At 43.9% G+C, this 24,636-nt stretch carries 25 protein-coding genes; 19 read left to right on the forward strand and 6 right to left on the reverse strand.

All coding sequences use genetic code 11. From position 1 onward, the window contains the following. Nucleotides 1-2: 2 nt before the first annotated feature. Entirely contained in the window at nucleotides 3-695 is a 693-nt protein-coding gene (locus CBF27_RS09390; RefSeq protein WP_126814042.1) for a 5'-methylthioadenosine/adenosylhomocysteine nucleosidase, read from the forward strand. A gap of 14 nt (nucleotides 696-709) precedes the next feature. Continuing rightward, the gene (locus tag CBF27_RS09395; RefSeq protein WP_126814043.1) at nucleotides 710-1,255 is read left to right on the forward strand and encodes a cysteine hydrolase family protein; all 546 of its coding nucleotides are present in this window, start codon (nucleotides 710-712) and stop codon (nucleotides 1,253-1,255) included. Nucleotides 1,256-1,467: 212 nt separating this feature from the next. Here the strand turns inward: CBF27_RS09395 and CBF27_RS09400 are convergent, their stop codons facing one another. From CBF27_RS09400 to CBF27_RS09410, 3 genes are all read right to left on the reverse strand, one after another. After that, nucleotides 1,468-2,202, reverse strand: a complete 735-nt coding sequence (locus CBF27_RS09400; protein WP_170175072.1) for an alpha/beta hydrolase — start codon at nucleotides 2,200-2,202, stop codon at nucleotides 1,468-1,470. 136 nt (nucleotides 2,203-2,338) lie between these two features. Beyond that, the gene (locus CBF27_RS09405) at nucleotides 2,339-2,941 is read right to left on the reverse strand and encodes a 50S ribosomal protein L25/general stress protein Ctc (RefSeq protein WP_126814045.1); all 603 of its coding nucleotides are present in this window, start codon (nucleotides 2,939-2,941) and stop codon (nucleotides 2,339-2,341) included. 373 nt (nucleotides 2,942-3,314) lie between these two features. After that, a complete protein-coding gene (locus CBF27_RS09410; protein ID WP_126814046.1) occupies nucleotides 3,315-4,352 on the reverse strand; it encodes a M42 family metallopeptidase in 1,038 nt (345 codons plus the stop codon). A gap of 126 nt (nucleotides 4,353-4,478) precedes the next feature. Here CBF27_RS09410 and CBF27_RS09415 point away from each other — a divergent pair, with 126 nt between their 5' ends. The 7 genes from CBF27_RS09415 to CBF27_RS09445 all read left to right on the forward strand — a co-directional run bounded on the left by CBF27_RS09415 (nucleotide 4,479) and on the right by CBF27_RS09445 (nucleotide 10,932). Continuing rightward, nucleotides 4,479-5,102 (forward strand): flavin reductase family protein, encoded by a 624-nt coding sequence (locus tag CBF27_RS09415; protein WP_126814047.1) that lies wholly within the window; start codon nucleotides 4,479-4,481, stop codon nucleotides 5,100-5,102. Nucleotides 5,103-5,212: 110 nt separating this feature from the next. After that, the gene (locus CBF27_RS14150; protein WP_170175073.1) at nucleotides 5,213-5,350 is read left to right on the forward strand and encodes a hypothetical protein; all 138 of its coding nucleotides are present in this window, start codon (nucleotides 5,213-5,215) and stop codon (nucleotides 5,348-5,350) included. After that, nucleotides 5,340-5,870, forward strand: coding sequence for a hypothetical protein (locus tag CBF27_RS09425; protein ID WP_126814049.1), 531 nt, complete (start codon nucleotides 5,340-5,342; stop codon nucleotides 5,868-5,870). The genes CBF27_RS14150 and CBF27_RS09425 overlap by 11 nt, the downstream gene beginning before the upstream one ends. Nucleotides 5,871-6,028: 158 nt before the next feature. Beyond that, nucleotides 6,029-8,656 (forward strand): pyruvate, phosphate dikinase, encoded by a 2,628-nt coding sequence (gene ppdK / locus CBF27_RS09430; RefSeq protein WP_126814050.1) that lies wholly within the window; start codon nucleotides 6,029-6,031, stop codon nucleotides 8,654-8,656. Between the two features lie 26 nt (nucleotides 8,657-8,682). Next, nucleotides 8,683-9,315 carry a CBS domain-containing protein gene (locus CBF27_RS09435; RefSeq protein ID WP_126814051.1) on the forward strand — a complete coding sequence of 211 codons (633 nt, stop codon included), beginning with the start codon at nucleotides 8,683-8,685 and terminating at the stop codon, nucleotides 9,313-9,315. Next, nucleotides 9,308-10,129 (forward strand): pyruvate, water dikinase regulatory protein, encoded by an 822-nt coding sequence (locus CBF27_RS09440; protein WP_126814052.1) that lies wholly within the window; start codon nucleotides 9,308-9,310, stop codon nucleotides 10,127-10,129. The genes CBF27_RS09435 and CBF27_RS09440 overlap by 8 nt, the downstream gene beginning before the upstream one ends. A 167-nt stretch (nucleotides 10,130-10,296) precedes the next feature. Further along, a complete protein-coding gene (locus CBF27_RS09445) occupies nucleotides 10,297-10,932 on the forward strand; it encodes a lysozyme family protein (RefSeq protein WP_126814053.1) in 636 nt (211 codons plus the stop codon). A gap of 39 nt (nucleotides 10,933-10,971) precedes the next feature. On the opposite strand, the gene CBF27_RS09450 is transcribed toward CBF27_RS09445, so the two are convergent. After that, entirely contained in the window at nucleotides 10,972-11,820 is an 849-nt protein-coding gene (locus CBF27_RS09450; protein WP_126814054.1) for a DUF368 domain-containing protein, read from the reverse strand. A 77-nt stretch (nucleotides 11,821-11,897) separates the two neighbouring features. Further along, nucleotides 11,898-12,872 carry an alpha/beta hydrolase gene (locus CBF27_RS09455; protein WP_126814055.1) on the reverse strand — a complete coding sequence of 325 codons (975 nt, stop codon included), beginning with the start codon at nucleotides 12,870-12,872 and terminating at the stop codon, nucleotides 11,898-11,900. A gap of 165 nt (nucleotides 12,873-13,037) precedes the next feature. On the opposite strand from CBF27_RS09455, the gene CBF27_RS09460 reads away from it, so the two are divergent. The 10 genes from CBF27_RS09460 (at nucleotide 13,038) to rpe (ending at nucleotide 22,279) form a co-directional block, all read left to right on the forward strand. Next, complete coding sequence (locus CBF27_RS09460; RefSeq protein ID WP_126814056.1) at nucleotides 13,038-14,054, forward strand: D-alanine--D-alanine ligase family protein; 1,017 nt, start codon at nucleotides 13,038-13,040, stop codon at nucleotides 14,052-14,054. 84 nt (nucleotides 14,055-14,138) lie between these two features. Then, on the forward strand, nucleotides 14,139-14,849 hold the full coding sequence (locus tag CBF27_RS09465) for a DnaD domain protein (RefSeq protein WP_126814057.1): 711 nt from the start codon (nucleotides 14,139-14,141) through the stop codon (nucleotides 14,847-14,849). Nucleotide 14,850: 1 nt separating this feature from the next. Next, the gene (gene nth / locus CBF27_RS09470; protein WP_126814058.1) at nucleotides 14,851-15,504 is read left to right on the forward strand and encodes an endonuclease III; all 654 of its coding nucleotides are present in this window, start codon (nucleotides 14,851-14,853) and stop codon (nucleotides 15,502-15,504) included. Nucleotides 15,505-15,872: 368 nt separating this feature from the next. Beyond that, nucleotides 15,873-17,948 carry a BglG family transcription antiterminator gene (locus tag CBF27_RS09475; protein ID WP_126814059.1) on the forward strand — a complete coding sequence of 692 codons (2,076 nt, stop codon included), beginning with the start codon at nucleotides 15,873-15,875 and terminating at the stop codon, nucleotides 17,946-17,948. Next, nucleotides 17,945-18,436 (forward strand): PTS sugar transporter subunit IIA, encoded by a 492-nt coding sequence (locus tag CBF27_RS09480; RefSeq protein WP_126814060.1) that lies wholly within the window; start codon nucleotides 17,945-17,947, stop codon nucleotides 18,434-18,436. The genes CBF27_RS09475 and CBF27_RS09480 overlap by 4 nt, the downstream gene beginning before the upstream one ends. Continuing rightward, nucleotides 18,423-18,719, forward strand: coding sequence for a PTS sugar transporter subunit IIB (locus tag CBF27_RS09485; RefSeq protein WP_126814061.1), 297 nt, complete (start codon nucleotides 18,423-18,425; stop codon nucleotides 18,717-18,719). The genes CBF27_RS09480 and CBF27_RS09485 overlap by 14 nt, the downstream gene beginning before the upstream one ends. Nucleotides 18,720-18,740: 21 nt before the next feature. Further along, the gene (locus CBF27_RS09490) at nucleotides 18,741-20,009 is read left to right on the forward strand and encodes a PTS galactitol transporter subunit IIC (protein WP_126814062.1); all 1,269 of its coding nucleotides are present in this window, start codon (nucleotides 18,741-18,743) and stop codon (nucleotides 20,007-20,009) included. Between the two features lie 11 nt (nucleotides 20,010-20,020). Continuing rightward, a complete protein-coding gene (locus CBF27_RS09495) occupies nucleotides 20,021-21,079 on the forward strand; it encodes a zinc-binding dehydrogenase (RefSeq protein ID WP_126814132.1) in 1,059 nt (352 codons plus the stop codon). A 115-nt stretch (nucleotides 21,080-21,194) separates the two neighbouring features. Beyond that, nucleotides 21,195-21,644 carry a ribose 5-phosphate isomerase B gene (gene rpiB / locus CBF27_RS09500; protein ID WP_126814063.1) on the forward strand — a complete coding sequence of 150 codons (450 nt, stop codon included), beginning with the start codon at nucleotides 21,195-21,197 and terminating at the stop codon, nucleotides 21,642-21,644. Further along, entirely contained in the window at nucleotides 21,638-22,279 is a 642-nt protein-coding gene (gene rpe / locus CBF27_RS09505) for a ribulose-phosphate 3-epimerase (RefSeq protein ID WP_126814064.1), read from the forward strand. The genes rpiB and rpe overlap by 7 nt, the downstream gene beginning before the upstream one ends. A gap of 135 nt (nucleotides 22,280-22,414) precedes the next feature. Here the strand turns inward: rpe and CBF27_RS09510 are convergent, their stop codons facing one another. Further along, nucleotides 22,415-24,622 (reverse strand): PBP1A family penicillin-binding protein, encoded by a 2,208-nt coding sequence (locus CBF27_RS09510; RefSeq protein WP_126814065.1) that lies wholly within the window; start codon nucleotides 24,620-24,622, stop codon nucleotides 22,415-22,417. Nucleotides 24,623-24,636 lie beyond the last annotated feature (14 nt).

Below are 24,636 nucleotides of genomic sequence, written 5' to 3' on the forward strand. Positions count from 1 at the left end.
CAATGAAAATCGGGATTATCGGAGCTATGTCGGAGGAAGTGGTGCTTTTATCCGAACAGCTGACAGACTCAGAAGTTTGGGAAGAAGCCGGCGCAACTTTTTACAAAGGAAAAATCAATGAGCACGAAGTCATTGTGACACTGTCCGGTATCGGCAAAGTGCTGGCTGCCGTCACAGCCACATTGCTGATTAGTCGTTACCAAGTGGATGTTGTGATTAATACAGGATCGGCTGGCGGCATCGGCCAACAGCTGAAAATCGGCGATCTGGTTATCTCGGACAAGGTAGCATACTCGGATGTGGACGTGACGGCATTCGGCTATCAATACGGACAGATGGCGGGCATGCCGCTTTACTATGAAGCGGACACACGGCTGATTGAGGCCGCGTCACAGGCAGCACGGAAAAACGGGCAGAACATCCATGTCGGTTTAATCGTTTCAGGCGACACATTTGTCAGCAGTGCAGAGAAGATTCGTCTAATCAAGGGACATTTTCCGCAAGCTTTGGCCAATGAAATGGAAGGGGCGGCAATTGCGCAAGTGGCTTTTCGGTACCAAGTGCCTTTTGTTGTCATCCGGGCGGTCAGTGATGTCGCTGATGCCGGTGCCAGTGTTGATTTTGACACATTTATTGTTGAAGCAGGAAAAAAATCCGCCAACATGGTCATGTCGTTGTTGAAAGAATTAGCGTAAAGGTGGTAATAAAAATGGAAGCATTGATTTCAATTGATTATACGTACGATTTTGTTGCAACAGACGGTAAATTAACAACCGGCAAAGCCGGCCAGCAAATTGAGCAGCATTTGGTAAGTTTGACGAAACAGTTTATCGCTAACGGTGATTTCGTCGTGTTTGCCATTGACGGGCATGACCCGGCTGACCAGTATCATCCGGAGAACGACCTGTTTCCGCCACACAATGTCATCGGCACAGCCGGCCGGGAATTGTACGGGGCGCTGGCACCATTGTATCAGGCGGAAAAGGACAAAGACACAGTCTACTGGATTGACAAACGTCACTATTCAGCATTCAGCGGCACAGATCTGGATATCCGCCTGAGGGAGCGGGGCATCCAGACAGTACATCTGACGGGTGTCTGTACGGATATTTGCGTGTTGCATACAGCGATTGACGCTTACAATTTAGGTTATAAACTAGTGGTTCATGAACAAGCTGTCCAAAGTTTTGACCCGGTCGGACATGACTGGGCATTGAAACACATGAAAGGAACATTAGGCGCACAAATCGTTTAGAGAGATTGCAGATATAAAGATAAAAAAGCTCCAATCTTAACAGCCAGACATATTTGCTGTTATGATTGGAGTTTTTTGAAAAATAGAAAGGCAGTTATGGGAGTAAATGACATTTTAGCATTTGTCGCGACATTTACCAGCGGTATTTCTGAACAGCAAAGAACGCAGACGATAAAAAACCGGCAGACATCTTATCTGCCGGTTAATTATTATTAGCTGCCATGTTTTTCCGACTGCATTTTCAGCCAGTTTTCTGCTAAATTTTTCCACTGATGCGTATGCGGCACATCCCCGGAAATGCTTAGCGCATGACCGCCTTCCGGAAAGACATGCAACTCGAAAGGGATGTTGTTTTTGGACAGCGCGCGGGCTAAGGTCAAACTATTTTCCACTGGAACGACCGGGTCGGCAGCAGTGTGCCAGATGAACGCAGGAGGAGTGGCCCGGTCAACTAGACGTTCAATCGAATAGTCTTCTGCTTTTTCACCACTTGTACCGAGAAATATATCCCGGCTGCCGCAATGGGCGCATTCCCCGGCGATAGAGACGACAGGGTATGACAGCATCATGCCGTCCGGCCGGGTATCAATAGCTGTGCTGATAAGGCCGGCAACATGACCGCCTGCTGAAAAGCCCATGACGTAGATATGGCTGACATAAGGCAGTGAGCGCAAATGCTGCATCGTTTGCTCCAAGCCATTTAGAAAATCAACGGGATTAATCGTCAGCACCTGATAGGCCAAGACAGCGGCATGATAGCCCAGCTGATGCATCCAGTCAGCTATCGCCCGTCCTTCGTCCTCAACGGAAATCAAACGGTAGCCGCCGCCCGGACAAATCAGCACCAAAGGCCTCGGCTTACCATCCAGCGGGTCTAAAATCAGATGCGTGTTACGAGGTGTCTCAAGTTCAGCCAAATGTTCAATACCAGTTGTAATTTGTATCATGTGTATCATCCTCCTATATATGAATACAAATAGTTAACCACGTTTCGCAAAAGAAGACGAGCGTGCCTGCCGTCAGCATAAAACAAAACCCCTGCGGGCAACCTAGGCCTGCAGGGGAATATTTTGATTGAAAGGATTACTCTTCTTCTGACGGAGCTTCTCCTTCTTCAGTCTCTTCTATTTCTTCGATAGCTCTAGGTGCACCAATGACGAGGATTTGCTCTTCCGGGTCATTGACGATAGTGTAATCGTCATGTTTTGGAATATCTGCAATCGTCAGTGCATCACCGATTGCAAGGTCTGTAATATCTACTTCAACTTGCTCAGGCAATTTGTCAGGTGTTGCGGAAACAACAACAGAATACAGGCTTTGTTCCAGAATACCGCCTTCTTTCATTCCCTTGGCTGTTCCAACGACTGAAAGTTCTGCTTCGACTTCTGTTTCTTCGTTCATGTCAACAGCTAAAAATTCAACGTGGACCCAGTCTTTAGTGAATGTATCCAACTGGTAGTCAAACAACAGAGTATTGATTTTTTTACCATTGACGTCCAACGTGTAAACACCGTTTAATCCATTTTGACGAATAGTTTTATCCAGTGTTTGTGCGTCAACTGAAATAGTAACGTCCTCAATTGTTTTTCCGTATACAGAACCTGGCACACGGCCTTCTTTACGCAATTTTTTGCGGATTGAGCGCGGTCTGACAGCTCTTTCTTCTACTTTTAGTATGACTGACATAATTATTTTCCTCCTTAGATTATTCCTCACATCAGTTTGTGCCATTAGGGGATTTCCCTTGTGGCCAATCGCCTTTTTTAAAAATGAGTGTCGCATTTTTAAACAACGGGTCAACTGCTTGATATTACAATGAGAGGCAGGTCTAAAGACATCAGAAATAATTACGGCTAATCTCTCTAGAATGTGTTAGTAGGAAAGACTTAAGCAACCTACTTATTGCCTGCTCATCGCGGTTTTGTGACACTAATTTCCCGCACTATAATATAAGCTTATGTACTTACCTTACCCGTAATTGTGCAAAGAGTCAAGCAAAGCCCCTGATGTTTCTTGCAAATAGTGAAAAATACATGGAAGTTTTTAATACTATTAGAAATCAGATAGAAAGCTGACTGTAAAGATAAGCTGTTACCAAATTGCTTGTTGCTTTGACTGAATCGGTATGTGTTCTTTCAAATGCATGACTGGCATCAATACCGGCGCCAATCAATCCGTGTTTGACATCGGCACCGGCCCGCATCGCAGCGGAGGCGTCACTGCCGTAATAAGGATAGATATCAAGCTGGTATGGGATATGGTTTTGTTCGCACAGCTGGACGAAGTGGTTTCTAAGCCCTAAATGATACGGACCGCTGGCATCTTTGACGCAAATCGACACCGAATGTTCATCTGTCTGCTGGTCATCTCCCATGGCTCCCATGTCAACTGCTAAATATTCCACGACCTCCTTCGGGATATTGGCGTTGCCGCCATAGCCGATTTCTTCATTATTTGAAAAATAAAAATATGTTGTGTACGGTAATTCAGTCTGGTCTTTGGCATATGTCATCAAGAAGCGCATGAGAATAGCTGCACTGACTTTGTCGTCCAGATGACGCGACTTGATGAATCCAGAATCTGTCAGGCATGTCCGCGGCTCAAAGCTGATGAAGTCACCGACTTGAATGCCGAGTTTTTCTGTTTCTTCTTTAGAAAAGGTTTTTTCATCCAGTCTGACTTCCATGTTTTCCTGATTTCGTTCTGCTGTGCCGGCATCCTTGTAGACATGGACACTTGTCTGGTGCATCAGAATAGTTCCGGTAATTGTCTTGCCGCTCTGGGTGTGAATCGTGCAGTACTCTCCTTCGATAGAATTAAATCGGAAACCGCCGACTAAATCTATTTTGAGTCTGCCGTCCGGTTTGATGGCGCGCACCATTGCCCCGAGTGTGTCGATATGAGCAGTGATGTACCGTTGTTGCTGGTTGTTTTTTCCTTGAACGGCGACAGTCAATCCGCCCTTGTTGTCCCGGGCAGGCTGATAGCCGTACGTGCTCAACGTGTCATGAATGAACGTGATGACTTCACGTGTTTGTCCCGTCGGCGATGGGATATTGGTCAATTCTGTAATCAACGTCATTGTTTTATCTGTCATATGTTTCCCTCATTTCGTTAGTCATATATATATTGTAACAGAAAGAGTTTAGGGAGTGAGAAAACAGTCAATATTATAGTGAAATTCTAAGGAACATGATAGACTGTAAAAAAAGGAGCGATTTTCATGCATCAATTTTCATTTCACACACTAACTAAAAAACAACAATATAAATTTTTATCAGGCAGTGTCGTGCCTCGGCCGATTGCCTGGATCACCACATTGAAGCCGGATGGTCAAACTGTTAATGTGGCGCCGTTTAGCTTTTTTAATTTGGTGAGTGATCAAGTCCCGCTTTTTTCAGTAACATTCACTAGAAAAGACGGCAAGCCTAAAGATACAGCTGTGCATTTGAAAGAGACAGGCGAGGCCGTCATTCACATTGTTTCAGAAAAGAATACTGCCGAAATGAATCAAACAGCAGCCAGCCTGCCAATGACTGAAAGCGAGCTGTCCCTAGTTGACTTGCAAATGGAACCCAGCAAGCATGTTTCGGTTCCAGGCATTAAAGAAGCTGCTATCCGGTTTGAAGGGAAAGTTTATCAGTATGTTCCTGTTTATAACCGCGAGCAAACAGCTGTTGTCAGCGACATGTTTTTGATTGAAGCGCTAGAAGTCTATCTTTCTGAGGAAGTCTATGATGCAGACAAACAATACGTGCTGGCTGAAAACTTATTGCCTGTGGGACGTCTGGCAGGAAATGAGTATGTAAAGTTCGGTGAAAAATTTGCGCTGGCCCGGCCGGATTAGTCGGGGAAATTGTAACGGGTTGAAAAATGGCTATACGATTTATGGGATTGATAAAAAACTATCAGTCCCATTTTTTATGTGTTAAAAAGTTCTATTATATCAGCAAAATATTGGCAGCAATTATATGGAACTATGGTACACTTTTATTACATTCAGTCTTAAGTCAAACGATTGTACTGGAAAGAACATTAGCCGGCGACAAAAGAGATGTTGCAGCACCAAAGGAGGAAAATGCGGATGGCGATTAGACCAGCCCTTGCAAATGATGTGCAGACAGTTAATACTATTTTGAAGCAAGCTGCTCACCGAATTAAGTTGACAGGCTCTCTTCAATGGGCACATGTCCTTGAAGACGGCGAACTGCCCATGATTCACGAGAGGATCAATAATGGCACCGTTTATCTTTATATGAAGGAACAAGAGGCGGCAGGCGTTTTCTATCTTTATGAAGAGCCAACTGATTGGGACGTCAGATTATGGGGGGATGCACGCATTGACGGCGTCTATTATTTGCATAAGGTGGCGCTGGCAGACAGCTATACGGGAAAAAATGAAGGTCAAAAGCTGCTGGAAGCTGTGAAAACATATCGCCCGTCGCAAATCACCGAGATACGCCTTGATTGCATGGCGGAAAAAGCAGTTTTGAATAATCTGTACAGCCGCTCGGGTTTTTCTTTTCATCAAATGGTCCGGCAGGTTCCAAATAATGTGTTGATGGCAGATTTTAATCTTTACACGTGGCGGAGGCCGGCGGAAGAATTATCTTAACAGCTTCAATAACAGGTCATATTTCCTTTCTAACTGATAAATCACATGTTTTTTTGATTATGACATGTATTAACAGAAAAATAGAATGTCTTATTGATTTTAAATAAGACGTATTATATAATGAGTAATGTACATCAATTGCTCTTAGGAGGGGTTTTATGGCTAAATTTGTGTATCGATTTGATGAAGGCAACGCGGGCATGAAAGGTTTGCTGGGCGGTAAAGGGGCTAACTTGGCTGAAATGACCAATTTAGGATTGCCGGTTCCCAAAGGATTTACAGTGACAACAGAAGCGTGCATGAAGTATCTTGAAACGCAGCAGCTGACGGACGAACTGATCCATGAAGTTAAACAAGCTCTGGCAAATCTTCAAAAGGAAACAGGCAAGGCGTTTTCGAGTGCGACGGACTTGCTGCTTTTGTCTGTTCGCAGCGGGTCGAAATTTTCGATGCCGGGGATGATGGATACTATTTTGAATCTCGGATTAAATGATGAAAATGTGGAACGTCTGGCGCAGGAAACCAATGACGAACGATTTGCCTATGATTGTTACCGTCGTCTGCTGCAGATGTTTGGAAACGTTGTTTATGAAATAGACAGCAGCCGGTTTGAAAACTATTTAGATTTTTTCAAAACTAAACACGGCTATGAGTCGGACGCTGATTTTACAGCGGAAGATTTAAAAGAAGTCGTAACTTGTTTTAAATCAATCTACATGGAATCTAAAAAGAAAGAATTTCCGCAAAATCCTGAGACACAATTATTTGATGCCATCGAAGCTGTATTCCGCTCTTGGAACAATGGACGGGCGAAAGTTTACCGGTCGATTCATGATATTCCTGATGATCTTGGGACAGCTGTCAATGTGCAGCTGATGGTCTTCGGAAACAGTGGTTCAAACAGTGCCACTGGTGTTGCATTCACACGGAATCCGGCTACCGGCGAGAAAAAGATTTTTGGGGAGTACTTGCTGAATGCACAAGGCGAAGACGTGGTTGCAGGTATCCGTACGCCAAATCCGATGAGCGAATTAGCCACTGCGATGCCGGAAGCTTATACCGAGTTTGAAAAGGTAGCAGCCAGATTGGAAGCTCATTACGAAGACATGCAGGACATTGAATTCACAATTGAAAAAGGCAAGTTGTATTTTTTGCAAACACGAAACGGCAAACGTACCGCGCAATCAGCATTTAAAATTGCGGTGGATTTAGTCAAGGAAGGGATTACCACTAAAGAGAAGAGTTTGATGAAGATTGACCCGAATTCCGTCAATCAGCTGCTTCATCCGGTATTTTCCGATGAAGACCTCAAGTCTGCGACGCTGGTTTCAGCAGCCGGTCTGCCGGCCAGCCCGGGAGCTGCATCGGGCAAAATTTATTTTGATGCAGATGCGGCTAAAGAGCACGCCTTGCTTGGCGAGAAAGTTATTTTGGTCAGACAGGAAACTTCGCCGGAGGATATTCAGGGAATGGTCAGCAGTGAAGCAATCGTCACCAGCCGCGGCGGCATGACGTCGCACGCCGCTGTCGTCGCCAGAGGGATGGGGACATGCTGTGTGGCGGGCTGCGGTGATTTGGAAATCGACGAGTTTCATAAAACAGTGACGTATCCCGGCGGCCAATTGTCAGAAGGTGATGTCATCTCTGTCGATGGCAGCCGCGGCGAGATTTATCTTGGGGACATCCCGACGACAGTGACCGAAGAAGGCGAAAATTTCAGGACGATCATGAGCTGGGCTGACGAGTTTGCCAGGCTGTCTGTGCGGATGAATGCGGAGACTGTGAACGACATTAAAGCAGGGTTGGCTTTTGGTGCTGCCGGGATTGGTCTGGCACGGACGGAGCATATGTTTTTCGGTCCGGAACGTCTGTTGGAGATGCGCCGGTTCATCTTGGCAAACACTGTTGAAGAACGCAAGCACGCGCTGCAACAGCTGCTGCCGTTTCAGCAAGCGGATTTTGAACAAATATTCAAACTGGCCGGAGAGCGCCCAGTTGTGATTCGCCTGCTTGACCCGCCGCTGCATGAGTTTTTACCGACTAACCGCAAAGAACTGGAACATATTGCCAAAGAGCTGGATATGCCTGTTCAAGAGTTGGAGCGCCGTGTGATTGACTTGAAAGAAATCAATCCGATGCTGGGCCACCGCGGGTGCAGACTAGCGATGACATATCCGGAGTTGTATGAGATGCAGGCAGAAGCGATTATCCGAAGTGCTGTCCGTTTGAAGCAGGCGGGGCAGAATGTGCAGCCGGAAATCATGATTCCGCTGGTGGGTATGACAAGGGAGTTAACGGATCTGACTGAACGGTTGAACAAAAAAATAGCCGCCGTTTTAGCGGAAACCGGCGATTCAATTTCCTACACGATCGGCACCATGATCGAGCTGCCGCGAGCCTGCTTTATTGCAGATGAGTTAGCTGAAGCAGCCGGCTTCTTCAGCTTTGGCACTAATGACTTGACGCAGATGACTTACGGCTTTTCGCGGGATGATTCGGCTAAATATATCAATCAATATTTGGAAGACGGTGTACTGGCACAAGACCCGTTTCAAACGCTGGATGAATCGGGTGTGGGTGAACTGATTCGGATTGCTGTGGAAAAAGCCAGAGCGGAAAAACCGTCATTGAAAATAGGTGTGTGCGGGGAACTGGGCGGCGATGCCGAGTCCATCGCATTTTTCCACGATGTCGGACTGAACTATGTGTCATGTTCACCATTCAGAATTCCAGTGGCGCGGATTGCAGCAGCCCAAAGTGCTATCAGGGGAGTTGAGCGGAATTAACAACTAAGATATAAAGGGGAACAGTTATGGAATTAAGTGAGCGTCAGAAAAAAATTATTGACATTGTGAAACAGAACGAGCCGATCAGCGGGGACAATATCGCGGCCCAGCTTGGGCTCACGAAGCCGACACTGCGCAGTGATTTGGCGGTTCTGACAATGACAGGCATTTTAGATGCGCGGCCAAAAGTAGGGTACATTTATTCAGGATTGAGCTTTGATCCTTTGCTGCACGAAGAGCTGTTTGATAAAAAGATTGGTGACATGATGTTGTCGCCGGTTATTGTCACTCCCAATACGACTGTTCAAAGTGCAGTCACAGATTTATTCATGTATGATGTTGGCTCGTTGTACGTGGTGAGCGAGGAAACAGGGGAGATTGTCGGACTGGTTTCCCGCAAAGATTTGTTACGGAGTATGATGAACACTAATGATAATCAGACCCCAGTAGCAGTCATCATGACGCGTATGCCGAACATTATTATGTGCGATCCGGAAACGACAGTGCTGGAAGCAGGGCGGCTGTTGACGTTGCATGAGGTTGACTCGCTTCCTGTCGTGGAGCACAAAGCATCCAAAAAAGTGATTGGCAAGATTTCTAAAACGCGTGTGATGGAGCATTTTATTCAAATAGGTATTGAGGAGGAAAAGAATGCGTAGAGCAAATGAAAATGAGGCAAAGATATTTGTGGTGTCAGACTCAATCGGAGAGACCGCTCAACGGGTGATAAATGCTGTGCTGGCGCAGTTTCCCACATTAACAGATATTGAAATCAAAAAATTTCCGTTCATCAACAGTGAAGAAGATCTGGTTCCGGTATTGGCTGATGCCTTGCAGGAAAAAGCGATTGTTGTGACGACTCTTGTGGATGAGGGATTAAATCAGCGTTGCGCAACTTTCGCCAGAAAGACAGGATTGCGTTACATTGATTACATGTCCGACTTGATTCGCATGGTGTCCGAGCAAACGAATGTCGAACCTGTTTATAAGAGCGGGTCACTGCACCAGCTGGACCGGGAATATTTCGATCGTATCGAGGCTGTCGAGTTCGCCGTGCGGTATGATGACGGCAAAGATGCGAAAGGTTTTCTAAAGTCGGATATTGTGATTCTCGGGATTTCCCGGACATCGAAGACACCGTTAAGTATGTACTTGGCGAATAAGTCTTATAAAGTGTCCAACTTGCCGCTGATTCCCGAAGTACCGGTGCCCCAAGAAATATTTCAAATCGAACCGCGGCGTCTCATCGGACTGACGGCAGAACCTGAATACATCATGAATGTGCGTCAGGCGCGACTCAGTTCGCTGGGGCTGGGCGGGGAGTCTGCGTATGTCAACTTGGACAGAATCAAAAATGAATTGGCCTTTTCGCAAGAGCTGTATGAAAACTTGGGAGCGACTGTTGTCAATGTCAAAAACAAGTCGATTGAAGAAGTTGCCCAATGTATCGAGCAGCATTTGCAAGAAAAATAATCGGCAAGCCGAACCGCCAGAGCATGGGAATGTCTGGCGGTTTTTTTGGATTCAATGTATAAGTTTTCTATAAACCATCAAATAAAATAGTCGAATTATTCATAAGTTCATAGTATGATGGATACTGGCATATAATCCAAATCGGAAAGGTTCGGGCTGGTTAGTTAATGAGGAAGCGAAGAAAAAAATTTAAGGTGTTAAAAAAAATCTTGCTGGTGCTGGTTATCGCAGTGCTGGCACTTACCGGTTATTCTGTGTATCGGACGAAACAACAGGTCGACTCTGTGAAGCGCTGGGAACAGATGGTGAAGGATGCCGCAGAAAAAAATGGCATTTCTGCTTATGAAGATGTTGTTCTGGCAATCATTCTGACAGAAACAAAAGGGGATCATCTGGATGTGATGCAAAGCAGTGAAAGCAAATACGGTGTGAGAAACCAGATTACGACTAGCGCTGAGAGTATTGAGTCCGGTGTGGCTTATCTTGCAAAAGTTATTCAAGAAGCTGAAAACCAAGGATGCGATGTCTGGACGGCAGTACAAGCTTATAATTTTGGCATCAATTATATCCAATATATTGCAGAAAACGGTCAAACCAATACTGTCGAGCTGGCAGAATCGTATTCCCGCGATATTCTTTCGCCGATGCTTGGCAATACGACCAAGGAAACTTACTTTCACAGACATCCGCTGACTTTGATTCACAATGGCGGTCAACTGTATAAGAATGGCGGTAATTTTCTGTACGCTGATACAGTCAAGTTGAATATGAAGATAATGTCTTTTTTTTCGGCATTTCAATAAAAAAGCTTCCGTCCCTCAAAGGACAGAAGCTTTTTGTTATTATTTGTATTTTTCTTCCAGACGGCTCATCCACCAGCCTAATGCAGCACCCAAAAAGCAGGAGATAATGCAGGCCAGATAACCAGTTAATGAAAACCCGCTGTAATCGACTGGAATAATCATAACGGTTGAAGCGAACACGATACCCATGATGAAATGGTACAATTTTGCGTAGTATTTATTGAAAATGTAGTCCATCACTTTAGACAAACCAAGCACACAAACGGCGCCGCCCAGAGCAATGGGAATCATGACGCTGAAGTCAAGAGTTTTGATTCCGTCTGACATGGCTTTATACATACCCATATAAAGGAGGAAGTTTGACGGGCTAAGGCCAGGTACAATAACACCTAGACCGATGAGCGCACCGGCAATCATCCATGTGCCGAAATTTTGGGCAACGCTGCCGCTGAATAATTTCTGACCGTAAATAAGAAACAGCAGCCCGACAGTAAATGTGATAGCCATGACGATATAATCAGGCGTTTGTCTGCCTTTTTTGCCTGATTCGCGCCAAAGTGACGGTACAGTACCAATGATGCAGCCGACAAAGAACCACATGATGACTGTTTCATATTCTCCGATGGCGAAGCTGACCACAAAGGACAGTAAAAAGATGCCGGTAATCCCCCCTAAGCCTACTGGCAGGAAGAAGAAAAAGTTTTCTTTGAAGTTTTTGGTAATATTCGCTAAAAAAGAAATAATCCGCTCATAAATGCCGAAAATTGCTGCCAGGGCACCTCCGCTGACACCTGGCAGGATAAAACCGGACCCGATGAACATGCCTTTGACAAACCGCAAGAACCATTCTTTGGTGTGAGCTTTTTCTAATGAATCAGATTTGTTCATAAAGAACCTCCTAAATAAAAATATAACTTCTCTATCATACCTTAGTTGCTGCGAAAAAAACAGTGGCAATCCCAGTCTTATACTTCTTTTAAATTTTTGTTTGCTGTCTGACCGTATACTAATGAGCGGACAAACTGGTAGTAGCGTTCTGTGTCGCTGAGATAGGCATCGGCATGGGCGGCGCTTTTGACGAGATAAAGTTCTTTTGGTGCCGAACAGGCCTGATACAATTGATGAACCATGGATGTCGGGACAAATGTGTCTGTGTCGCCATGGATGAAGAGCACCGGTATGCGGATGCGCTGCACTGCCGCACGCGTGTCGCCTTCGGAGAAGAAAAATCCCGCGAATAGTTTGTTAAAAAGACTGGCAATATGAAGAAGCGGAAAGGTCGGAAGTTTCATCACCTGCTTCATCACATAGCGGAGTTCTTCGGAGACGGACGAAAAGCCGCAGTCAGCAATCACGCCTTTGACTTGCTCCGGCAGCGACTGTTCGCCGGCAGTCATGAGGACAGCCGCTGCCCCCATGCTTATCCCTTGCAAGTATATTTCCTGCTGAGGTCCGTATTGTTCAATCAGCCAGTCCAGCCACTGCAGGCAGTCGAGCCGGTCCATCCAGCCAAATCCGATATAGTTGCCTTCACTGTGGTGATGGGCACGGTTATCGACGACCAGTACATTCATCTGCAGTTTTTCGAGAAACATCGGGATGTGGTACATATATTCTTCAAAACCGCCGTCGCAGCGGTAGCCGTGTATTGCCAGCACTGTTTTATCTGTTGGTTCGTTTGCTTCGAAATAATAGCCAGCCAACCGTTTTTTTTGACTGTTTTTAATGTAGACAGTCTTGTAGCCCCATTTTTCCAGCCATTCGAGCTGTTCGTTTCTATGCGCATAAAAGTATTCTTTTTGGGGAGAAAGTGTTTCTGGCGATATGGATAGTTGAAATGATGTGTTGCGCAAGGAAATGATTTGAAAGACGCGATAGCCTGCTGCAGCAAGCGCGAGCATAATCAAGCCTGCGACAAGTAAAATGACACTGATACTCACAATGACCCTTCTTTCCTGTTGTGTTGTCACTGTTTAGTATATAAAAAGTATGACTGAAATACCAACAGAAATGTGATTGTTAAACATTCATTAATCTTTTGTTTAACGACAAGTGTCAAAAAAATTTGCTATAATGGAGATACTATCAAGAAAAGGAGAGATACGATGAAAATTGTGGTGCTTGGCGGCGGATATTCCACCGAAAGAGAGGTATCGCTAGTGACAAGTCAGGGTATTTGCCGGGCATTGAATGCCAACGGCCATCAGGCTGTTCTGATTGACATGGCGTTAGGGCTTGACACATTCAGCTCGTTTGCTTCTGTTTATGATGCACAAAAGGAAATGACTACAACTTATACCATCGAAGCCAGTGTTGGCGAAAGTGTGCTGGATGAACAGTCGTCAGTTTTCGGACCTCATGTTCTGAAAATCTGTCAATTGGCTGATATTGTATTTATTGGTCTGCACGGCGAAACTGGAGAGGACGGCAAAGTTCAAGCAACATTTGATACGTTAGGTATTCGCTACACAGGATCGGGTTTTCTGGCGTCAGCTTTGGCAATGGATAAGCACTTGTCTAAAATACTGATGGCCCATCACGGTATCCGGACACCAGCGTACCACACGATTCAGAGTGTCTCCCAATTTGACGACTTGTTGCCTCACCTGGCACTGCCCTGTGTGGTCAAACCGGCTAGCGGCGGTTCCAGTATTGGTGTCGTGATTGCACAGACCGTTGAAGAGTGCCGTCAAGGAGTTGAGGCTGCCCTTTTCTTGGACTCAACAGTTATTATTGAAGAATTTGTTGATGGACGGGAATTTTCATGCGGCTTTCTTGGCGACCAAATATTGCCCGCTGTTGAAATTATTCCAAAGCAGGGGTTTTATGATTACCGCAATAAATATCAGCCGGGTGCCACCGAAGAGGTGTCTCCACCGGATATTTCCGATGAATTGCATCACACAATTCAAGACATGACACGGCAGGTTAAAGAATTGCTGCATCTTGAAGTTTATGGCCGCGTGGATTTCTTGGTTGATCAGGATGAGCGAGTTTACTGCATTGAAGCCAATACACTGCCGGGGATGACGCCGACCAGTCTTTTGCCGGTCGAAGCGCAAGCCGTCGGAATATCGTATAATGACTTGTGTGAGAAAATCATGCAGGAATCACTGAAATAATGTTGTGATTAGAATGAAAGAAGAAGAGCATACCAACTTCTTCTTTTTTTTGTTATACTGTTTCTTGAAAGTGAGTTGAGAGTCGTGTTGGATTTGTACCGATATTTAGAAGCCGGCCAGATGAATATCTCCAATCTGGTGTTGAGCTGTTACCACCGCATCGGGATGACAGACAAAGAACTGCTGCTGTATTTGCAGTTGAGTTATGATGCCCAAAAAGGAGACTTTTTCCCTGATTTAGCAGAAGTCGGCGAGCGGATGGGAGAAAAACAGGACACGGTGTTCCAGCTTGTCCAGTCGCTGATTTCCAAAAAAGTGATTGCCATTAAAACACAAAAAAATGCCGAGGGGAAAACACAGGACGCCTATGACCTGACGCTGTTTTTCCAAAAAGTGGCTTATTACTTCGAACAAGTGGAGCAGCAGCAACAGCAGCAGGAAAAGAAAAATGATGTCCGCGAATTGTACCAGCGGTTCGAAAAAGAATTCTCAAGACCGCTGTCGCCGATTGAAATCGAAACGATTGGCATGTGGCTGAATGAAGATAAATACAGTGTCGAGCTGATACAGCTGGCTTTACGGGAAGCAGTCTTGAATCAGGCATACAGTTTGAAATACATCGACCGGATTTTGCTGGCATGGGAACGGAAGAATCTGAAAACGAAAGACCAGGTTCAAAAAGACCAGCTCCGCAGGCGCGAACAAATCCAGGACCAGACTGTTCAGGAAGATGAGCAGCTGCCGGAAGTACCGCTATATAATTGGCTTGAGCCGGATAAAAACGGGAGGGGATAAGGTGCTTTCAAAAGCAAAAACACAAGAAGCAGTTAAGCGCATGGAGCAATTATTTCCAGATGCAAAAGGGGAATTGAATCACAATTCGCCGTTTCAGCTGCTGATAGCAGTTATTTTAAGTGCACAGGCGACCGATGTTTCGGTCAACAAAACGACGCCGGAGCTGTTTGCGGCTTATCCGACACCGGAGGCGCTGGCAGCAGCGCCGTTGGATGATGTCATGGCCAAAATCCGGACGATTGGTTTATATAAAAATAAAGCGAATAATATTAAAAAGACCGCACAGATGCTGCTGGATGATTTTGGCGGCCAAGTGCCGCAAACCATTGAGGAGTTGATGACTTTGCCCGGTGTCGGACGAAAGACCGCCAATGTGGTTGCCGGCGATGCTTTCGGCGTACCTGCAATTGCAGTCGACACCCACGTTGAGCGTGTATCCAAACGCTTGCGGATTTGCAAGCAGTCAGCCTCAGTCACTGAAGTTGAAGAGACGCTGATGAAAAAAATCCCAAAGGAAAAATGGGTCCAGACACATCACACGATGATTTTATTCGGCCGTTATCACTGCACTGCGCGCAGTCCCAAATGCGACGACTGCCCGCTGCTCGATTTATGTGCATTTGGCCAGAAAGAAACAGACCGTAAGGGAAAGTAAACACACTGTTAATTTACATTTAGTATGGAGCCACCCTCCAGATGTTTGAACAAACATTTAACATCTGGAAGGCGGTTTTTTGTATGCTTTAGAGCCGTCGGCAGTTCAAATGTCCTAGCGGCTTGCAGGTATTTTTATGTATTTTTGCATTTGTTGGCGCTTAATTCCCTTGTTGCATAAAGTATTTATGCAACATAATGATTAATGTTGCAAAGCCAGCAGGGACAAGAAAGTAGTGTACAATTAAGATGCTTATGAATTGTAAGAGTCTCATGTTGCATACGACTATGTGAAAAAATGGTGACTAAAACCTTTTGAACAGAAAGCGTTTTTTCGATAGATTATAAGTATAGAAAGGAAAAAGGGATATGGAATTAGATAAACGGTCAATGAAAGTCTTGGAAAAATTGATACAAAACCCTAGTATTTCAAGCAAGGATTTATCACTAAGTTTTGAATTGTCCCGCGGGCAATTGAATTATACGATAAAAAAAATCAATGACTATCTTGAAGAAAAGGGACTTGGCATTATTACTAGGACAAGACAGGGAAAGTTTTTAATTGAAGAGGAGGTTATTTTTGAATTCAGCAAGCTGTTCAATGTGACAGAACTGTCGGTTGAAGATTACATTCTTTCGATGGAAGAACGAATCTATGTGACGCTGTTGATTATTCTCAGCCGTGAAGAATACCTTTCTTTAGACCATTTAGTTGACGAGCTGGGAGTCAGCAAGAACACCATTCTTAGAGATGTCAAAGAGTTAAATCTGCTTTTAGATGAATATCATCTCAGTCTTCATTTCGATCGGGCGAGCGGTTATGTTATTCAAGGCGATGAGTGGAACAAGCGGCTAGTGTTGAAAAACATCATTGAAAAATTGTATACCAGAAGCATCGGCGAGGCGCTGATACTAAAGGCGTCTAAAATCGACAAAGATGAGCTGAGAGATTTCCGAGACAAAATTTATAAAATTGAAAAAGAATTATCAGTTGAGTATACGGATGACCGCATTCTGGCCCTCCCTTTGTTGATGATTATTATTATCAGAAGGATAGAAAGGGGCAGATTGATTAACTACTCTTTCAAAATCAATGCACGGGAGTTGTCTGATACGAAGGAATACCTCGTAACAGACAAACTGTTTTGGGATATGGAAGACATCAATGAAAATGAAAGACTTTATTTAACACTACAGCTGCTTACGACCAACGTCTCCCGAAAAAACATTTTGTCCGTCAATCAGCTGACGAAGATGAAACATGCGGTGGAAGAAAGCATCAATAAATTTGAAAAAATAGCGTTTATAACCATACAGGATAAACAGGCTCTAATTGACAAACTGATGGTCCATATGTCGCCGGCTTATTACCGCATAAAATATGATATGAATCTGAATAATAATTATCTCAATATGAATGACAATTCCGATTTGAGTTCTATTTATTTCCTAGTCAGTAAATCAATTTTTCCTTTAGAATTATTTTTTGATAAAAGTTTGCCGAAAATCGAAATTTTCTTTATCACGCTGATCATCTCAGGACACTTAATGAGTAACGATCATCTGCTTAAAATAAATCAGCACAAAAAAGCGATTATTGTTTGTCCGAATGGTCTTTCCATTTCTTCACTTTTAGAAAAGACACTGGAAACGATTTTACCGGAAATCGAGTTTATCAGCACAATGTCGACTAGAAGTTTTTACAAGTCGGATATTGAAGATGTTGATTATGTTTTTTCTGTTGTTCCACTGGAAACTGAAAAAAAAGTATTTTTAGTTGACAGCTTTTTATCAGACAAAGATAAGGTTCAGCTAAGAGATGAGGTTTTGACTTATGACGAAGAGAATCTCTTAGAACAAATTTCTGTAGATGAAATCATAAATATCGTCAAAAAATATGCAGTTATTGAAAATGAAGCGATGTTAAGAAAAAGTCTCCAAAACAGCAAAAAAGTGAGCGAGTCTTACATAAGCAAACCGCAATATGGTGTAGGATTAAAGGATTTATTAACAGAGGATGCTGTTCTGTATTACCCTAATGAAGTTTCTTGGCAAAGAGTCATCCATGATTTGGGCACTATTTTATACGATAAGGATATTATCACAAAAGGATACATTGAAACGATTATTGATCAAATGCCCCAGTTGCCGTCGTATGTCTTGTTAGGCAATAAGATAGCTTTACCACATGCAAGTCCGGAGTTTGGTGCGAAAAAGTTAGGAATCAGTGTTGCCGTTTTAAAACACGGCATAGCCAGTGAAGCAGGTGAGATTAAAACAATAGTTTTGTTGTCCTCAATAGACAAGGAAGAACATATCAATGTCCTTTATGAACTACTAAATTTATCTATGTCTACTCGGCTGAATGATGTGGAGAAAAAAACAACTGAATCAGAAATATTAAGAGAACTATGTAAATTTAGTATTGAGGAGGGAAAAAAATGAGCTATGAAGAACTGTTTAACTTTTTAACACCGTCATTGTCTTTTTTTAACAAAAAAATAGCGTCAAAAGATAGTTTGTTTGAAGACGTTTATGAATATGCGTTGAAACAAGGATTTGTCACGGAGGAATTTCTTGAAAAGATTACCTTACGGGAAAAAACTTTCCCCACAGGTATCAGTCTAGGAAACATCGGGGCAGCCATTCCCCATACAGATGCAGACTATGTCAAGAAAGAATTTATTGCTGTTTATGTGCTGGATGAACCGGTGGTTTTTCAATCAATGGAAGATAACACGCAAGACGTGTTAGTGACAATCGTCTTTGTCTTAGGTTTAAGGAAGCCGCACAGCCAATTGGAAATGTTGCAGACACTGATAGCATTGCTGCAAGACGAAAAAGTCATCACAAAATTCACACAGTTAAATAGTTTTGATGAACTTAAAACATTATTAATTGAAGAGGGAGATCAGAAAGATGAAAAAAATTAGGGTTCTAATCGCATGTGGTGCAGGAATTGCAACATCAACAATTGTGGTTAAAAAAGTGGAAGAATTGTTTGCAGCAAACGGGATACCTGCCGAAATTATTCAAATAAAAATTTCGGAGGCAGCGAATAAACAGGCAGAAGCTGACATGTTAATATCAACGACGATGTTCCCGACAGAATATTCCATTCCGGCAATTAAAGGCATGGCGTTTCTAACTGGCATCGGGGTAGATAAAGCGGAGGCCGAAATTGTTTCTGTTGCAAAGGATATTTTAAACAAGTAAAAAATCGGAGGATGATACAGTATGGATAGTTTAATGAATGTTGTTCAAGGGATATTAAATTTAGGCCCTAGTGTGATGTTACCGATTATCATATTCATTGTTGGTATCGTGTTTCGTGTAAAGCCTACTAAAGCATTGCTTTCAGGGATCACAGTGGGTATCGGGATGATTGCCATCAACCTCGTCATTAATTTATTAACGACCAGTGTTGGTCCGGCAGCTCAAGCCATGGTGGAACGATTTGGATTGAATTTAACGATTATTGATGCCGGCTGGCCGACTGTCGCAGCAGGCACGTGGGCGCAGCCGATTGCCGCTGTCATGATTCCTGTTATTTTAATCGTGAATATTGTGATGCTGATGTTTAATTGGACTAAAACGTTAAACATTGATATTTGGAATTATTGGCACATGAGTGCAGTAGCCGCAACAGGTTACATCGTTACCGGCAATTTCTTGTTCGGGATATTAATGGGAATCATTTGTACAGTAGTGGTTCAAATCATGGCAGACAAAACTGCCCCGCAAATCCAAGAATACTATGGTTTAGATGGCGTCACTTTCTCTACCGGTTCAACGATTGGTTATGCTATGTTAGGTATTCCGATTGGCCGACTGGTAGCTAAGATTCCAGGTATTAAAAAACTGGACGTCAATCCGGAAACCATCCAAAAAAGATTTGGTGTGTTTGGCGAGCCGATGGTCATGGGTATCATTATTGGTGCTGCCCTTGCTTTTCTAGGCGGCTATGACTTGGGCGGTATCGTCGAAATGGGAATGACAATGGGGGCTGTCATGTTCTTAATGCCGCGAATGGTCAAAATCTTGATGGAAGGATTGATTCCTATTCAAGAAAGTGCCCAGAAATTATTACAAAGCAAGTATGGAGACCGCGAGATTTATTTAGGAATGGACGCGGCGCTGTCCACGGGTGCGCCTGCCACGTTAGCGACAGGTCTGCTGATGGTTCCGATCACATTGTTTTTAGCTGTTATTTTACCAGGCAACAGAGTCCTGCCATTCGGTGATTTAGCCACAATTCCGTTCTTTGTCGGGATGATTGTTCCAAGCAGAAAAGGAAATATTTTGCATTCAGTTATTACATGTACGATTGTGATGGTCTTTGCGCTCTTGATGGCGACCGACTATTCTCCGATTCTTACATCCATGGCTGAAGGAATTGTCGAGTTTCCGGAAGGGGCTGCTCAAATCACTAATCTGGATACAGGCGGTAACTTCTTGAAATGGGTACTGTTCAAGATTTCGGAGTTAGTTTCTACTATTATTTAAAAAAGAAAGAGATGAGTCGTTTGGAAATGATAGGAGTTTGTAAAACGAAGAACGGTTACGATCAAATGGAACTGATTAAGTTGGAGGTCCCAAAGCCGACTGAGGATAAAGTGTTAATCGAAGTTGCCTACACCGGTATCTGCGGTTCAGACATTCACACGTTCAAAGGGGAGTACAGTAATCCTACGACACCAGTCATATTAGGTCATGAATTTTCAGGAAAAGTTGTGGAAGTCGGCGAAGACGTCACAAAGGTCAAAGTGGGCGACAGGGTCACCAGTGAAACGACTTTTTCAGTCTGCGGCGAGTGTGAATACTGTCAAAGCAAAAATTATAACTTGTGTCCGTACCGCAAAGGATTAGGCACTCAACAAAATGGCAGTATGGCAAACTTTGTCTTGGCAAGAGAAGAAAGTATTCATCTATTGCCGGATACGCTTAGTTACGAAGGAGCAGCCATGTCTGAGCCGTTAGCATGTTGTGTACATGCGATGTATCAAAAATCCAGACTGGAACTGAAAGATACGATTTTGATTATTGGCCCGGGGCCGATAGGGTTGTATTTATTGCAAATAGCCAAAGAAATAGGTTCGACCGTCATTGTTTCAGGGATTACTCAAGACATGCACAGGCTGGAACTAGCAAAAGAACTTGGCGCCGACTACATCATCGATACACAAAAAGAGTCATTAAAAGAGTTGATCAATCAAGTCACTGACGGTGCGGGTGTTGATAAAGTTTATGATGCGTCAGGTTCGATTCACGCAATTAATGATTGTATTCCTTACATCAAGAAAAAAGGAGAACTGATTCAAGTCGGCTTATTTAAAGACAAATTTAATTCAGTCGATTTAGAATCAATCATTCAAAGGGAAATCAGCTATGTGGGCAGCCGCTCGCAAAATCCTGAAGACTGGCCGATCGCGATTCATTTATTGGATAAAGGTGCAATTTCAGTGGATAAAATGATAACAAAGGTCTTTGAATTGGAAAATTGGCGGGAGGCATTTAATGCAGTCATGTCAGGCAAAGAAATAAAAGTCATGATTAAATCCAACGACGTTAAATAATGCTAGTGACAACCTATTCTTTTAGTAATAGGTTGTCATCATCTTACGCTTATTTGTGAATAAGAAAACAAACTAAAAAGGAACCAGTCAGTTCCAAATGGAGGTATCGTGAATAGTGAAAATAGTCATAGGAAACGACCATGCAGGTTTTGAATTAAAAGGGGCAATTGTCACATGTTTGGCAGGACAGGGACACGAGGTCATTGATTGCGGGAGTTTTACTACGGAATCCATGGATTTTCCGGTTTCTGTCAAAAGAGTTATTACCAAACTGAGAGAACTGGATGATGCTTTGGGTATTTTGGTTTGCGGAACAGGGGTAGGCATGTCGATTGCAGCCAACAAGTATGACGGGATACGTGCAGCACTGGTGCACGACTTGTTTACGGCACGGATGACTCGGGAGCATAATGACAGCAATGTATTGTGTCTGGGCGCAAGAGTAATTAGCGAAGATGATGCGCTGAATATCGTTAACACATGGCTCAGCAGTTCATATTTAGGCGGAAAATATGATGTGAGAAATAAGATGATTCGCGACATTGAGGTGACTGAACAATGCTAGTTGGTGCTTCGATTCTGGATGTTGACTACTTGGAAATGGAAAAGAAAATCAGAGACGTGGAAAAAAGCGGTGCTGATTGGCTTCATCTTGATGTCATGGACGGTAATTTTGTTCCGAATATTAGTTTTGGCGTTAAACTGATAACTGACATCAAACAACGGACAAATTTATTTTTAGACTGTCACTTAATGGTGCAAAATCCGACACACATTGTACAAGAACTGATCAAGGCCAACGTTGACCAAATAACTTTGCATATAGAATCTGACGGAGATATTCTCCACCTATTACGTACAATAAAGAGTCACGGCATAAACGCAGGCATTGCCTTAAATCCGGAGACAGAGATCAACCAAATCGCTGCGTGTTTACCATTGGTTGACCTTGTGTTACAAATGACGGTTGTGCCAGGGAAAGGCGGACAGTCATTTATTGAAAAAACTATGGCAAAGACAAACTATTTAGCAGATTACAAAAGACGCAACAAGTTGAACTATATAATTCAAGTCGATGGTGGTATAAACCATCAAACAGTATTGCTCTGTAAAGAAAACGGTGTGGATTCTGTTGTAGCAGGCAGTTTTTTGTTCCATTCGCCAGCTATCAAAGAACGCGTAAACATGTTGAAGGGCTAAACGTTTGACTGATGCAGCCAGCTCAGGGAGATATTGAATGAGCAACATACATTACCTTGAAAAAAACTCAGATAAAATGATACTTGCCCCCTCACGCCATTGGCATTGAGAGGGCAAGTATCACTGTCTGAGGTTTTACTCTTTTTTATTTGTGTCCGGATTGTTATTTGCTGGAGGAGCCGAGCTGTTTTGAGCCGGCGGTTCCGAGCTTGGTTGAGACGGTGTCGGCGCCGGAGCTGACTCGCTAGGCGGTGTCTGACTGCTTGATGGCGGCGTCTCGGACTCTTCTGATGTTTCAGACGAACTGACGGTCGTTTCTTCTTCTGTGACAGTCACTTCGGTTGTGGTCGTCCAAGTTCTTGAATAGTTAAATTGATCGTTGACATGGTCTTTCACATAGACTTCGTTCCCCACTCTGACCACACTGTCAGGCTGTTTCCAGTCGGTGCTTTCCATGTCTGTGTAAAGATAGGACATGAAGTTGCGGTAAATGTCCATCGCTAGTTGCTGTTCCCATGGATAAATGGCCCGTTTGTAATCTTCGTACCCTGTCCAGACCGCTAAAGCATACTTGGTCGTATAGCCGGCGAAGGTGATATCCGGGTTGCCGTAGCCTTTTACTTTTGGCAAATCGGCATCCGAATAGTTCGATGTCCCAGTCTTGCCGGCCTGATACAGCCCGGGGATGGAAGCCGCTGTCCCGGTACCCTGCTGAATAACATTTTTGAGCATATCTGTTATAATATAGGCGGTGGACTCTTTCATCGCCCGTTTGCCCTCCGGTTCGAAAACTTCTTCTGTTTCGTTCGGATAAACGACTCGGTTGACGTAAGACGGTTTGTAGTAGGTTCCGCCATTGGCAAATGCCGAGTAGGCGGCCGCTAATTTCTCCATGCTGACATTTAGCGTAATCGCTGTTGATTCATAGACAGCCTCGTCTATGCCGATTTTTTTGAGAAAGGCGGCAGATTCATCATTGCCGACTTCTTTTAATGTTTTTACAGCCGGTACGTTTCTTGATTCATACAGCGCAGCCCTGATGCTCATTGGCCCTCTATATCTAAAGTCGAAGTTATTCAGCTTCGTCCCGTCTGCATAAGTATACGGTTCGTCCACAACGATACGGCCGGAACCATAATTCAAGGTTTCGACAGCCGGCCCGTAAGCTACAATCGGTTTGGCTGTTGAGCCGATGTCCCGTTTGTTGCTCACGGCACCGTTGTACATCAACTGGCCTTTTTCTTTAATTTTGCGTCCGCCGATTTGTGCATGGACCTGTCCGTTTGTATTATCCATCAATGAAACGGCAGTCTGGAAGTCGTCGTTTGGAAAATTAATCGGCGAGTCGTCGCTGTTGACTAGGTTGTATAAATATTTTTGTGCAGCCATATCCAAATTGGTGTAGACGTCCAGCCCAGCCGTGTAGACATTTTTGCCGGTTTTTTCTTCCACTTCTTCCAAAACTTGTTTGATGTAGTTGTCCGCCACTTTCATGATTTCAGAATCAGGTTTTTGTTCGATTAATCCGTCATCAACTGGTGTCGCCACAGCTTCATCGTGTTGAGACTGCGATATCTTTTTGTCTTTGAGCATTTCATTCAGAACGATGTCCCGCCGTTTTTTGGCATCTTCCGGGTGCACATACGGGTCATAATCGTTAGGCGATTGAGGCAGACCCGCCAATAAAGCGTACTGGGCAAGTGTCAGTTCAGTAATCGGCTTGTCAAAAAAAGTTTCGGCAGCCGTCCGCATGCCGTAAACGCCGTTACTCATGTATACGCGATTGATATAGTAAGTGAGAATTTCGTCTTTTGATTTTTCCTTTTCCAGCTGGATTGAGAGCCAGGCTTCCTGAGCTTTTCGCTTCAGTGTCTGATCTTCAGTCTTTGTCGAAAAGTAAGAGAGTTTGATCAATTGCTGGGTGAGCGTACTGCCTCCCTGTAACTGATTCCCCCTAAAGTTAGAAATTGCTGCGCCTGCAATTCGTATCGGGTCCACGCCGATATGCTTTTCAAACCGTTTGTCCTCAATTGACAGGACAGCGTCTTTCAGCTGCGGCGGGATTTCATTGGATTTAATCGTTTCGCGTTTCTTTTCCCCTAACTCAAGGATGAGGTTGCCGTTGTTATCATATAGTTTGGAAGATAATGTGTCTTCAAGTTTACTGTAATCCAGTTCCGGTGTATCCTTGACATAGTAAAAAAATAGTCCGGAGCCGATGGCCAGCGGGATGAGAATGACCAGCAAAACAATGATCCCGATAATTAAACCGAGCTTTCTTTTCTTCTTGTTTTTCGCCCGTTTCTTTCCGGTCTTTGATGCGCGCATGGGCTCTTTTTCCATAAAATGAATCTCCT

The sequence above is a fragment of the Vagococcus acidifermentans genome, assembly GCF_003987655.1.
Lineage (GTDB): Bacteria > Bacillota > Bacilli > Lactobacillales > Vagococcaceae > Vagococcus_B > Vagococcus_B acidifermentans.